The sequence below is a fragment of the Acetobacterium sp. genome (assembly GCF_041752335.1).
GTDB lineage: Bacteria > Bacillota > Clostridia > Eubacteriales > Eubacteriaceae > Acetobacterium.
The window spans coordinates 1-12,068 of sequence record NZ_JBGSHG010000002.1 but is presented as its reverse complement, the minus strand read 5'-3'; the positions used below and the strand labels follow the sequence as shown (position 1 = coordinate 12,068).

10 protein-coding genes and 1 tRNA gene are annotated in these 12,068 nt (G+C 48.5%); 8 read left to right on the top strand and 3 right to left on the bottom strand.

What is annotated here, in order from left to right:
- Positions 1 to 172 precede the first annotated feature (172 nt).
- Together ACEW8F_RS00185 and ACEW8F_RS00180 are read right to left on the bottom strand one after the other, a co-directional pair.
- Positions 173 to 478, bottom strand: coding sequence for a hypothetical protein (locus tag ACEW8F_RS00185; protein WP_373481454.1), 306 nt, complete (start codon positions 476 to 478; stop codon positions 173 to 175).
- 108 nt (positions 479 to 586) lie between these two features.
- On the bottom strand, positions 587 to 901 hold the full coding sequence (locus tag ACEW8F_RS00180; RefSeq protein WP_373481453.1) for a hypothetical protein: 315 nt from the start codon (positions 899 to 901) through the stop codon (positions 587 to 589).
- Between the two features lie 93 nt (positions 902 to 994).
- On the opposite strand from ACEW8F_RS00180, the gene ACEW8F_RS00175 reads away from it, so the two are divergent.
- The 5 genes from ACEW8F_RS00175 to amrA all read left to right on the top strand — a co-directional run bounded on the left by ACEW8F_RS00175 (position 995) and on the right by amrA (position 8,002).
- Positions 995 to 3,142, top strand: a complete 2,148-nt coding sequence (locus ACEW8F_RS00175) for an ATP-dependent helicase (protein WP_373481452.1) — start codon at positions 995 to 997, stop codon at positions 3,140 to 3,142.
- 353 nt (positions 3,143 to 3,495) lie between these two features.
- Complete coding sequence (locus ACEW8F_RS00170; protein ID WP_373481451.1) at positions 3,496 to 4,725, top strand: phenylacetate--CoA ligase family protein; 1,230 nt, start codon at positions 3,496 to 3,498, stop codon at positions 4,723 to 4,725.
- Positions 4,726 to 4,865: 140 nt separating this feature from the next.
- Positions 4,866 to 5,060 (top strand): DUF6440 family protein, encoded by a 195-nt coding sequence (locus ACEW8F_RS00165; protein WP_373481450.1) that lies wholly within the window; start codon positions 4,866 to 4,868, stop codon positions 5,058 to 5,060.
- Positions 5,061 to 5,254: 194 nt separating this feature from the next.
- Complete coding sequence (gene eno / locus ACEW8F_RS00160; protein WP_373481449.1) at positions 5,255 to 6,544, top strand: phosphopyruvate hydratase; 1,290 nt, start codon at positions 5,255 to 5,257, stop codon at positions 6,542 to 6,544.
- A 24-nt stretch (positions 6,545 to 6,568) separates the two neighbouring features.
- Positions 6,569 to 8,002: an AmmeMemoRadiSam system protein A gene (amrA, locus tag ACEW8F_RS00155; RefSeq protein ID WP_373481448.1), complete on the top strand. Its 1,434-nt coding sequence runs from the start codon at positions 6,569 to 6,571 to the stop codon at positions 8,000 to 8,002.
- A gap of 71 nt (positions 8,003 to 8,073) precedes the next feature.
- Here amrA and mutY read toward each other — a convergent pair whose 3' ends face one another.
- Positions 8,074 to 9,186, bottom strand: a complete 1,113-nt coding sequence (gene mutY, locus ACEW8F_RS00150; protein ID WP_373481447.1) for an A/G-specific adenine glycosylase — start codon at positions 9,184 to 9,186, stop codon at positions 8,074 to 8,076.
- A 300-nt stretch (positions 9,187 to 9,486) separates the two neighbouring features.
- On the opposite strand from mutY, the gene ACEW8F_RS00145 reads away from it, so the two are divergent.
- The 3 genes from ACEW8F_RS00145 (at position 9,487) to ACEW8F_RS00135 (ending at position 12,053) form a co-directional block, all read left to right on the top strand.
- A complete protein-coding gene (locus tag ACEW8F_RS00145) occupies positions 9,487 to 10,563 on the top strand; it encodes a G5 domain-containing protein (RefSeq protein WP_373481446.1) in 1,077 nt (358 codons plus the stop codon).
- 257 nt (positions 10,564 to 10,820) lie between these two features.
- Positions 10,821 to 11,882: a branched-chain amino acid aminotransferase gene (locus ACEW8F_RS00140; RefSeq protein ID WP_373481445.1), complete on the top strand. Its 1,062-nt coding sequence runs from the start codon at positions 10,821 to 10,823 to the stop codon at positions 11,880 to 11,882.
- 82 nt (positions 11,883 to 11,964) lie between these two features.
- Positions 11,965 to 12,053 (top strand) — tRNA-Ser (locus ACEW8F_RS00135).
- Positions 12,054 to 12,068 lie beyond the last annotated feature (15 nt).

The following is a 12,068-nucleotide window of genomic DNA, read 5'->3' as shown; positions in this document are numbered from 1 at the left end:
CAAGCGGGCAGGATATCCCAATTTTTATGATTATTATCTGCAAGTAACGGTGTGAACTCTGGAACCGCCGTATACCGAACGGTACGTACGGTGGTGTGGGAGGTCGGCTGATCAATTAATGGTCAGCCTCCTACCCGATTGGCAATAAATTTGCCGTAAAAATTGATAAAAATTACATTGAGGCGGCTAAGCCCATCAGCGCAATAAATGCGATGATTGCCAGAACGGTAAAGACGATGTTGATAATAATCAGTACCAGACCGATGGTTTTCCCGGTTTTTGCTTTTTTATTATCCGGATCAGCAGCGAATTCTTTTTTTCCATAAATAAAAGCGAGGATGGCGGTAACCAAACCGGCCAGACTGATAATTCCGGCGATGGTACTCAGGCCAACAAAACTTAAAATAATGTTGACGCCAATACAGATTAAAGAAATAATACCAAAGGTGAACCCCTTCATTCCATCTTCAAAACTCATAACAATACTCCTTCCCAATTTCAAAATGATTTGTAGGTTTATTATACCCGATAATTGGGATGATAAACAACTAGTCGCTCAGAAAAATGAAAATTTTACAAAATTGGTTTATTTTGTTAAAGTGACAGTGACATCTTTCGGCAGCGCCAAACCGGCAGCGACTTCCACCACTTTGATGATCCCCATGGGAACCGGACAGGCGCTATGTTTGCAATTGATGCGACAGGCCTCATAAATGGAACCTTCGCCAACCTTGTCCATGATGCAGGCCATGCCGTCCACTTCTTTCAGTGACGCATTTAAATTCTTGAAAGCCGGACAGTCGGAAACAGTATCAAGAAGAATCGTGAATCCATCCCCTTTTTCAGCCGTTACTTCGGTTTTAAAACCACAAACTCCACTCATAATAATTGCTTTTGCCATGACGCTCTCCTTTTTGCCGTCGTGACGACGGCCTGATTTTGTTTAGTATAGCACAGACTGGAAAAAAAAGATGATTTCGGCTATAATTAAGCCATGAAAAATTTTGAAATTTTTAAACAAAGCAATCAGATAAAACTCAATCCCCAGCAGGAACAGGCGGTCCTGCGGGACCGGGGCCAGACGCTGTTGCTGGCGGTGCCGGGAAGCGGTAAAACCACGGTGATCATCTGCCGGATTGCCTACATGCTCAGGGTGCTGCAGATCGATCCGGAGGCGATCCTGACCCTGACCCTCAGCCGCATGGGGGCCCGGGATCTGAAGGCCCGGTACACCAAGTTATTTGGTGAGTCCCAGGCGGAAACTCTTCAGTTTAGCACCATCCACAGTTTTGCCCTGGGGGTGATCCGCCACTATGAACGATGTTACCGCCGCCGGGCCCATACCGTCCTGGCCAACACCACCCCGGTGATCCGGGAATTATATCGGCAGCTGTTTCAGGAGCACCCCGGGGAAATTGAACTCAGTGAAATCTGCCAGCGAATCGGCTTCTGCAAAAATATGATGCTGACCACCGATGAAATCAAATCATTACCGCCGCTGGAAGTGGAATTTCTGGAAATCTATGAAGCTTACGAAAGTCATAAGCTTAAAGAACAGCTGATGGATTTTGATGATATCTTAAAATACGCCTGGGGACTGCTAAAAAAATATCCCCAAATGCTGGCTTTTTTTCAGGAAAAATATCCCTATATTCATTTGGATGAAGCCCAGGACACCTCCAAGATTCAGTTTAAGATCATTGAACTGTTAACCGGGAAAACAGGCAACCTGTTTATGGTCGGCGATGAGGATCAGAGCATCTACGGCTTTCGGGGCGCCTTTCCCGAATCGCTGCTGGCCTTTAAAGAGACCTGGCCCCAGGGTGAGGTACTGTTAATGGAAACCAATTACCGCAGCACCCGGCAGATTGTCGATAAAGCCAATGCCTTTATCAAACTGAACCATCAGCGCTATCAAAAAGAAATGATGGTTCCCGATGGCAATGCGTTTACCGGGGTGCCGATTGCCCGGGAATGGGTTGCATCCAGCGAAGCCCAGTACCAGCTGATTATCGCCGCGATCCGCCGGGAAGGCAAGGAAATGGCGGTGCTATACCGCAACAATGAGTCGGCCATTCCGCTGGTGGATCTGCTGGATGAGGCCGGGATTGCTTATCAGATCAAGGAACACAGTCCCCAATTTTTCAGCCATTTTTTGCTCAAAGATATCCGCCTTTTTTATGAATTGGCAGTGAATCCCGGTGATATGGATTTATTTACCCAGGTTTACTATAAGATGGATGCCGCCATCTCCCGGGAAACCATTAACCAGCTGGGCCAGCAGATCAAACCCGGGGAAAATGCCTTTGATGCCTTGATTCGGATCAGTGGCGAACGAGCCTGGCAGGTTAAACGGCTCAAAGATCTCAAAGCCGGGTTCAAAAAGCTGAAAACAGTTTCGCCCGAGAAGGGCATCGGGATGATTCTCGATAGTCTGGGCTATCAGTCCTATCTGAATTTCCGGATCAGTTCCGGTCAATCCGAAGAAAACATTGAGCAGAAGCTGGCGGTGCTGAAGATTCTCGGTGGCCGGGTGCCCAATTTTCCGGCCTTTTTTGATAAGCTGGAAAGCCTGGCCCAAAAACTTCAGGAACCCCAGACCCCAAAAGCCAGGACACCCCGGGTTACCCTGTCCACCCTCCATTCCAGCAAGGGTCTAGAATTTGAAAAGGTCTTTATCATTGATGCCACCGAAGGGCAGATCCCCAATGTTTCCAATGCTCCGGAAGATGCCAGGGCCTATGCTGAAGAAGTCCGGCTCTTTTATGTGGGCGTCACCCGGGCCAAAACGGAGCTGATTTTTATGTGTGTCAAACATCGGGACAAAGCGATCAAACCATCGCCGTTTATTTCTTATTTAATTGATGGCCTGCCCCGGAAAAAGGCGGCGCCGGCAAAAACAGCGCCCCGGGAAAGTTTTGGTGGTCAGCATCTGAAGTGGCAGGATTGCCGGGCCGGGGAAGTCCGGGGAGCCAATCTCGATCTCAGTGCCTATCAACAAGGGACAATTGTTGTCCATCAGCGCTTTGGGGCCGGCACGATCCTGACCCGCAACGGCGACATTGCCAGCATCCAGTTTGAAACCGCCGGGGAAAAGAAAATGAATCTGGCCGTCTGTCTGGAAAACAGTGTGATCAAATGAGGGTCTTGACAAAAATAAAAATAAAGGCTATACTCAAAAAAAAACAAACCGGTGATGGTGGAGTAAAGTCAGCAGCGCATTTAAAGCGAGTTGGGGGCGGTGAGAGCCTGACAGGAAGCGGACTGGCATAATGGGCACCTGAGGGTGTGAGGAAAGGGCAGCGCCTGAGTATTTCACAACGTTTCATCGACGTTAAGGGATGGCAGATGTGATGGCATTTGCAGATAAAGTGCACAGGTTAAAATTCGCCTGTGAATAAAGGTGGTACCGTGGGTTATTATGACTCATCCTTTTATTGTTATGGACAATAAGGGGATGGGTCTTTTTTATTTTAAAGAAAGAGGCCGAAGCCAATGGAAACATTACAAAATTTACAAAATCTGGTCAAGCGACTGGAAGAGAAGAGTCCTTTTTATCAGCAGCGTTTTAAGGAAGCGGGGATTGTAGCGGCCGATATTAACACCATGGCGGATTTTGAGCAGCTGCCGTTTACCGATAAGGGCGATCTGCGCAATGCCTATCCCCTGGGTTTGCAGGCGGTGCCGGATCGTGAGGTGGTGCGGATTCATTCCTCATCGGGAACGACCGGTCAGCCGGTGATCATCCCCTATACCGCCGGGGATGTGGCTGACTGGGCGGAAATGTTCGCCCGTTGTTATCGCTATGCCGGAATGACCGACGAGGATCGGATCCAGATTACCCCGGGCTATGGTCTCTGGACCGCCGGCATCGGATTCCAGGCCGGGGCCGAGAAAATGGGAGCCATGGCGATTCCCATGGGGCCGGGGAACACCCAGAAACAATTGCAGATGATGGTCGACTTAAAAGCAACGGTGCTGGCATCCACCTCCTCATACGCCCTGCTGCTGGCCGAAGAGGTGGCCAACCAGAACCTGGGCGAGCAGATCCATTTAAAACGGGGCATCATCGGTTCGGAACGCTGGGGGGACAAGATGCGCAGCCGCATCGCTGAAGAGCTGGGGATTGAGCTTTTTGATATTTACGGCCTGACTGAAATCTATGGTCCCGGCATTTCCATCGACTGCAGCGAACATGATGGACTCCACTACTGGTCGGATTACCTGTATTTTGAAATTCTTGATCAGGAAACGCTGAAGCCGGTGCCGGAAGGAGAATACGGGGAACTGGTGATCACCACCTTCCGGAAAGAGGCGGCGCCGCTGCTGCGTTATCGCACCCATGACATCACCCGCTTTATTCCGGGGCCCTGTGCCTGCGGATCCGTGCATCCCCGCCATGACCGGATCATCGGCCGCACCGACGATATGGTCAAGGTCAAGGGCGTCAATATTTATCCCGGCCAGATTGATGAGCTCTTAAAAACCGTGGATGGGGTCAGCAGCGAATATCTGGTCACCGTCGATCATCAGGAAGGCAAAGACTGTGTTTTTCTGGCCTTTGAAATTTTGAGTGGCATTGACAAGCAGGATATTGAGGCCGAAGTGAAACGGCAGTTTAAATCCCGGGTAGGTTTAAGCGTGATTCCCATGGCCGGCCCGATTGGATCGCTGCCCCGATCTGAGAAAAAAAGCGTCCGGATCATTGACCGTCGTTTCAGTTAAGTTTTATGGCCTTAGAAATATTTGACCATCAGGCTCTCAAAAACAGCATTTTAAAATTTTACACGGAAAAATTGATTTTTTATCCGGGATTGGTTATAATGAAATTGGCCACCTTGATTTAAGAGGAGAAAAGGATAAAAATGAAAACAAAAAAGCAAAAGAAAAACCGATTTAAAATTGTCCTCAACGAACCTACCGGAGAGACTTCCGGGTGTAAGATCATTGAAGATACGGAAACGGGAATCAATTACTTATACCATTTTGATGAATTTGGCGGCGGACTCACTGTACTGATTGATGAAGAAGGTGAACCTTTAATTGCCCCTGAAAAATAAAAAACACCAGGCCCTGGAAGAGGTTTTCTTTTTCAGGGCTTTTGTATGTATTTTATTTGTCGGGATTTTATTCCGGACAAAAGTTTATTTGCTTTAATAAGGTGTATAAACAAAGATAAGGGTGCCGTAAAACGACCGCGCGCAGTGCGCTTTGTTTCGCACGTGCCAGAGCATACAAAAAAATGGAGGAACAAATGAATACTTATATTGAAGATATTTTTGCCCGTGAAGTACTGGATTCCCGGGGGAACCCGACCATTGAGGTGGATGTTATTTTAGAAGACGGCACCATGGGCCGCAGCATTGTCCCTTCCGGGGCCTCCACCGGGGCTTTTGAGGCGGTGGAGCTGCGGGACAAGGATTGCAGCCGCTATCAGGGTAAAGGGGTGTTAAAGGCGGTGGACAGCGTCGCCTATGCCCAGGAGTTTCTGGTGGGCTTGGATGCTTCCGATCAGATTGCCATTGATGGGGTGCTGATTTCGCTGGATGGCACCGAAAACAAAAGCAAGCTGGGTGCCAATGCGATTTTGGGGATTTCGATGGCAGCGGCTCACGCGGCGGCAAAATCATTGGGGCTGCCCTTTTATAAATATTTGGGCGGCGTCAATGCCAAACTGCTGCCAACTCCGATGATGAATATTTTAAACGGCGGCGAACATGCGGATAACAATGTGGATATCCAGGAATTTTTAATCATGCCGGTAGGCGCCCGGGATTTCCGGGAAGCCGTGCGGATGGGTTCGGAAATCTTCCACCAGCTAAAAAAAGTGCTGAGCGAAAAAGGGATGGCCACCTCAGTGGGGGATGAAGGCGGTTTTGCCCCGAATCTGAAATCCAACGAGGAAGCCCTGCAACTGATTGTGACCGCTATCGAAGGGGCTGGCTATCTTCCCGGGGAAGATGTCCAGCTGGCCATGGACGTGGCGGCTTCGGAAATATATAATGAAGAAACTGGGAAATATTTTCTGGCCGGCGAAGGAGTGGAAAAAACGGCCGCCGAAATGATCGACTTTTATGAAATGCTGATTGATAAATACCCGATCATTTCGATCGAGGACGGGCTCGATGAAGAGGATTGGGAGGGCTGGAAGATCATGACCCAGCGGCTGGGGAAAAAAGTCCAGCTGATCGGGGACGATATCTTTGTCACCAATACCCAGCGGCTCAAACGGGGCATTGATTCCGGGGTAGCCAATTCGATTCTGGTCAAGGTCAATCAGATCGGTACCCTGACGGAAACCCTGGACACCATTGAAATGGCCAAACGGGCCGGCTATACGGTGGTGGTTTCTCATCGTTCCGGCGAAACCGAGGATGTCACGATTGCCGATCTGGTAGTGGCGGTCAATGCCGGCCAGATCAAAACCGGGGCGCCATCGCGAACCGACCGGGTGGCCAAATACAATCAGCTGATGCGCATTGAAGAGCAGTTAGGGCTGCTGGGCAGCTACGCCGGGAAAGATGCGTTTTATAATATCAAATAAGAAAAGAAATAAGGAAGTGAGACTATGTATTTAAAAGGATTGGGCATCGCCTGCCATCCACCGATTTTGATTCCGGAGATTGGGGATGGTCGCGAAAATGAAGCGGAAAAAACGATTCGGGGATTGCGGGATCTGGCCCTGAAGGTAGCCGAAATCAAACCGGAGGTGATTGTCTGCATTACCCCCCATGGGAACGTCTTCCGGGACGGGGTGGCGGTGATTTATGAAAACCAGATCAAGGGTGATCTGCGCAATTTCGGCCATCCCGAAATCGCCATGGAAAAAGACTGTGATATGGGGCTGTTGGATGAGCTTAATATGGGCTTTGGGAAAAACAACTGTCACACCATTTTCTTGAATCATAAAATTGCCAAAGAATATAAAATCAGCCTGGATCTTGATCATGGGGTCCTGGTACCGCTATATTTTATTGAAAAATATTATCGGACCTATAAGATTGTTCACATCACTATTGGTGAGCTGAGTCTGATCGAACTCTATAAAATGGGGACGGTAATCCGGGAAGCCATTGAAGCCCGGGGTAAAGAGGCGATGATTCTGGTATCGGCCGATCTTTCCCATTGTCTCAAGGATGAAGGGCCTTACGCCTTTAATCCGATGGGACCGCTGTTTGATGAAAATATTGTCAACGGCATTAAAGCGAAGAATTACTACTCCATCTTAACCGTTCCTCACCAGGTCTACGAACCGGCTGGACAATGTGGGTTAAGACCGATAATTATGGGATTGGGCGCCACCGACGGTCTCGATACCGAAGCTACGGTGTTTTCCTATGAAGGTCCTTTTGGGGTGGGTTACATGTCAGCCTTTATCGATTTGACGGATCAAAAGATTCCCAGCCTGCTGGACCGCTACGAAGCCGATAAAATGCTATCCTATAAAGAAAGGCGTTTAAATGAAAGTCCCTTTGTGGCCCTGGCCCGGGCTACTATCAATACCTGGGTGCAGCGGGGCCGGAAACTGAATTTTGATCATTACAAAAAGCAGGTTGAAATCGAAGCTGATGTGCTCGGTGAACTGGAAAACAATCAGGCCGGAGTTTTTGTCTCGTTGCATCAGCATGGCGAATTGCGGGGCTGCATCGGCACCACCGGCCCGGTAACTGAAAATATCGCCCAGGAAATCATCCGCAATGCCATTGAGGCGTCAACCTATGATCCCCGCTTTATGCCGGTGGAAGAACAGGAACTGATGGATCTGGAAATCAAGGTGGATGTGCTGGGCGTTCCGGAACCGGTTAGCAGTGTGGCCGAACTGGATGCCAAAAAGTACGGGGTCATTGTCGAGAAGGATCTCCACCGCGGCCTGCTGTTGCCCGATCTGGAAGGGGTTAATACCCCGGAAGAACAGATTGCCATCGCCAAAAGAAAAGCCGGCATTCTGGAAAGCGACAGCGATGTGATGTTGCAGCGCTTCCAGGTGATCCGGCATCAGTAAGCATTAAAGACTTTTTAAGAACATCAATAAGTTCGAATAGCCATGAGTTTTGTGATCAGTTACCCAATCAGCTAGTCGGCGAGCAGCGGTAAAAGTTTGGAAAAGGCGATCGGCAGGGCCAGGTCATCGATCTGGGCCAGGGCTTTGAAGATGGTTTGGGTAGTTGACAACGGATCCCCATCGGTTGAGGCACGATAGCGATGGGCTGGGGTTTCACAGACCATCTCGTCCAGATTAAAAGCATAGACTGACATCTCCCAGATAATATGGGAGAAAACATGGCGACTGGTTCCAATTAAAATGGGGTCATTAAGCTCGGGGAAGAATTCTCCGAGTTTTTTTTTGATATCCAGACCGTGGCCCACCGTCATTTCGGTAATCGGGAAGGACCACATTCCTGATAACAGGCCGGAATCAGGGCGCCGCACAAAAAACAGGCGGCCGTTTTGTCTGACGATACCGACCTCCATTTCTTTGGTCAGCTGCTGCTGCTTTTTCGTTTTCACCGGGAGCTGTCCGGTGGTGCCGGCAGCATGACTCTGACAGCCGCTGCAAATCGGGCAGTTCTGGCATTTGGGACTTTTGGGGGTGCAGATCATCGCCCCCAGTTCCATCAAGGCTTCATTAAAAGCGCCAGCGGCTTCAGGCAGAATGCTGTCAATCCAGGCGGTTATCCGGTTCTTCGTTTTGGTGTCGCTGATATCGTCAAAGCTGTTGGCGTAACGGCTGATCACCCGGAGGACATTGCCATCCACCGCGCTGACCTTCTGATTAAAGGCAATGCTGGCGATGGCGCCGCCGGTATAGGGGCCAATGCCCGGGAGCTTGATTAGTTCGGCAAGGGTATCGGGCATAAAACCGTCGTAGTCCGAGACAATGGTCCGGGCCGCCTGATGGAGGTTGCGGGCCCGGGAATAATAGCCCAAGCCCTCCCAGGCTTTAATGACCTCGTCTTCTGAGGCCAGGGCCAGACAAAAAATAGTGGGGAAATGATCAATAAAGCGATTATAAAAGGGTATTAATGTATCAATCTGGGTTTGTTGAGCCATAATTTCCGAGACCCAGATAAAATAGGGGTCTTTGGTCCGGCGAAAAGGCAGATCCCGCTTGGCAGTTTCAAACCAATTGGGCAGATTTATTTGTAATAGTTCAATGAGTGCCAGATTTTTTTTTGTATCGAGCATAAGGTCTCCGTTCGTTTAAATTTCATACAGATTAAAGCACAAGATGTAGTATAGAATAGTTTTCTAAAAACTAGCTTATGAGGGCAGAAATGACAAAAAAAGCAGGTGACAAAAATTTACTCCAACCCCCATTATGGCATTAGAATGGGCCAAAACACGGTTTGTAATTGGGATGGGGTCACCATTTGGACCCGCAAAAGCCACAAAAACCTTGACATAAATTGGGTAGGATGGTAAACTTACTGTAACAAACGTGTAACTTTTATTTATGCAATTTAGACAAAATGAAAGGTTTTATTTATGAATAGAGAGAGAGAAACCGGTGGTTTTCTTAAGAAATATCCTGGCGTCAAGATCGGAATCATTGCCTTGATTTTGCTTCTGGTCGTGGGTGTTTCCAGTGCTTTTACCGTCGAAAAAGAAGTTGAGGTCAACTTCGAAGGCAAGGTATGCACTGCCCATGGAAAGCTGCTCCAATCCCTGGAGGAAGTTCTGGTTGCCAATGATCTTCCGGTAAGCGACGAATATAAATTCAGTGACCCTTTAAATACCTTATTTAAAGATGTCATTGATGTAACAATTGAAAAAAAGATTTCGGGAAAGATTCAAGTTGATGGAAAAACCATTACCTATCTGTCCGGCGGGGCTACCGTTGGCGATGTCCTGGAAGAAAATGGGGTCAAACCGGATGAGGACGATAAGGTCGAGCCGGGTTTGAACAGCCCCTTAACCGCGAAAACCGGCGATATCAAAGTAACCCGGATTTCTTATGTGGAATCAACCGGGATTAAAGATGTGCCGATGAAGGCCACCATTGTGGAAAAAGCGGAACTGCCAGCCGGAACCCGGATTGTGGTTCAGGTGGGTCAGAACGGTAAAGCCAACATGAAAGAAAAGATCCGCTATGAAAATGGTGTCGAAGTCAGCCGCGAAGTCATCACCTGTGAAGTGATCATGCCGGCTGTGGAAGAAATCATTGAAGTCGGTCCGTCCACAACCATTGTGATGCCCGAAGCCGTGGAAGTATCATCAGTGACCGGGAATGTTAATGTCGAAAAAAGTGCCACCGGCGATGGCAGTGCGTCGATCAATCCTGACAGTGGTTTTAAAGGCAGCATGGTGGTCAGTGCCACGGCCTATACCGCCACTGGCAACAACACTGCATCGGGAACCGTGCCGCAATCCGGCCGGACTATTGCCACCTGGAGCGGCATTCCGTTTGGAACCAAGGTTTATATTCCCGCCCTTGGCGGTGTCTATACCGTTGAAGACCGGGGTGGAGCCGTCGGCTATGGCATTATCGATATTTATATGGATAGTGAAGCAGAATGCGAAATCTGGGGCCGACAAAACATTGAAATATACTTTGTAGACTAAATAAAACAGGACGATGGCGACACCATCGTCTTTTTATTTGCTGATTTTTAATCACCGGCCAGCAGCAAAAACCCCAAAAATGGTCGCTCCCCGACCGGAGAACAAAGATGACGTTTACAGAAAAAAAGTCTCGCCAGCGATGTATTTCGAAAAAACATTATTCCTAAAAAATACACTTGTACTTTGTATACAGACCTTGTTATACTACTTTCATATACGAAATAGCGCTTGTTTTGCTATGGAACTCGGAGGAAGACATGGAAATTAAAATTGTTAAAACAGTAAACCCTAAGGAAAAACCAGAAGAAGATTCGCTGATCTTTGGTGTGGAATTTACAGACTATATGTTTGAGATGGACTATACCGAAGGCGTTGGTTGGCATGATGCCGTTATTAAGCCCTATGGACCCATTGAGATCATGCCATCGGCAATGGTGCTTCACTATGCCCAGGAAGTTTTTGAAGGCTTAAAAGCCTATAAAACGCCAGCTGGTGAGGTTCAACTGTTCAGACCTGACGAAAATTTCAAACGGATGAACCGCTCCAACGCCCGGATGTGCATTCCCCAAATTGATGAAGACTTTTTGCTCGAAGCCCTGAAAGCATTGGTCAAGATGGATCAGTCCTGGATTCCCAAGTCGCCGGGGACATCGCTTTATATCCGGCCCTTTGTTTTTGCCACCGATCCCTTTATCGGGGTGCGGGTTTCTAAACGCTACAAATTTATGATTATCATGTCGCCAGTCGGTTCTTACTATCAAGGCGGGATGGTCCCCAGTCGGATTTACGTCGAATCAGAATATGCCCGGACGGTCCGGGGCGGTACCGGTGAAGCCAAGTGCGGCGGGAATTACGCCGGCGGTCTGGCGGCCCAGGAAAAGGTCCATGAAATGGGCTTTGAGCAGATCTTATGGCTGGACGGCGAAAAGCGAAAGTATATCGAAGAAGTCGGCACCAGCAATGTCTTCTTTTTAATTGACGGCGTTTTTGTGACCCCCTCTCTGGAAGGCACCATCTTAAACGGCATCACCCGCAAAAGCGTGATTGAATTATTGAAACACTGGGGAGAAACAGTGGAAGAGCGCCAAATCACCATCGACGAGCTGTATGACGCCTGGCAGCAGGGTAAAATTAGCGAAGCCTTTGCAACTGGCACAGCGGCGGTTATTTCGCCGATTGGCACCCTCGGGTGGAAAGATGCGGAAATGACATTTAACGACGGTAAAATCGGCGAATACTCCCAAAAAATATATGATACCCTCTACGATGTCCAGACCGGCAACCGCGAAGATCCGCTGAACTGGATTGTCAAATTATAAAAAATAAAAATTTAAAAAAGTTTAACAAATCACTTGACAATAGGCGTTTTCACTGGTAATATTAGTCTTGCATTTTGAATTACGAGAGGTACCGAAGTGGTCATAACGGGGCGGTCTTGAAAACCGTTAGGGTGCAAGCCCACGTGGGTTCGAATCCCACCCTCTCGGCCATCAAATGCCAGAGAA

Excerpts from the sequence above, each read along its gene's own strand:
- ACEW8F_RS00140 (WP_373481445.1), top strand. The coding sequence starts at position 10,821 with ATGGAAATTAAAATTGTTAAAACAGTAAACCCTAAGGAAAAACCAGAA.
- ACEW8F_RS00180 (WP_373481453.1), bottom strand. The coding sequence starts at position 901 with ATGGCAAAAGCAATTATTATGAGTGGAGTTTGTGGTTTTAAAACCGAA.
- eno (WP_373481449.1), top strand. The coding sequence starts at position 5,255 with ATGAATACTTATATTGAAGATATTTTTGCCCGTGAAGTACTGGATTCC.
- amrA (WP_373481448.1), top strand. The coding sequence starts at position 6,569 with ATGTATTTAAAAGGATTGGGCATCGCCTGCCATCCACCGATTTTGATT.
- ACEW8F_RS00145 (WP_373481446.1), top strand. The coding sequence starts at position 9,487 with ATGAATAGAGAGAGAGAAACCGGTGGTTTTCTTAAGAAATATCCTGGC.
- ACEW8F_RS00170 (WP_373481451.1), top strand. The coding sequence starts at position 3,496 with ATGGAAACATTACAAAATTTACAAAATCTGGTCAAGCGACTGGAAGAG.
- ACEW8F_RS00185 (WP_373481454.1), bottom strand. The coding sequence starts at position 478 with ATGAGTTTTGAAGATGGAATGAAGGGGTTCACCTTTGGTATTATTTCT.
- ACEW8F_RS00165 (WP_373481450.1), top strand. The coding sequence starts at position 4,866 with ATGAAAACAAAAAAGCAAAAGAAAAACCGATTTAAAATTGTCCTCAAC.
- ACEW8F_RS00175 (WP_373481452.1), top strand. The coding sequence starts at position 995 with ATGAAAAATTTTGAAATTTTTAAACAAAGCAATCAGATAAAACTCAAT.
- mutY (WP_373481447.1), bottom strand. The coding sequence starts at position 9,186 with ATGCTCGATACAAAAAAAAATCTGGCACTCATTGAACTATTACAAATA.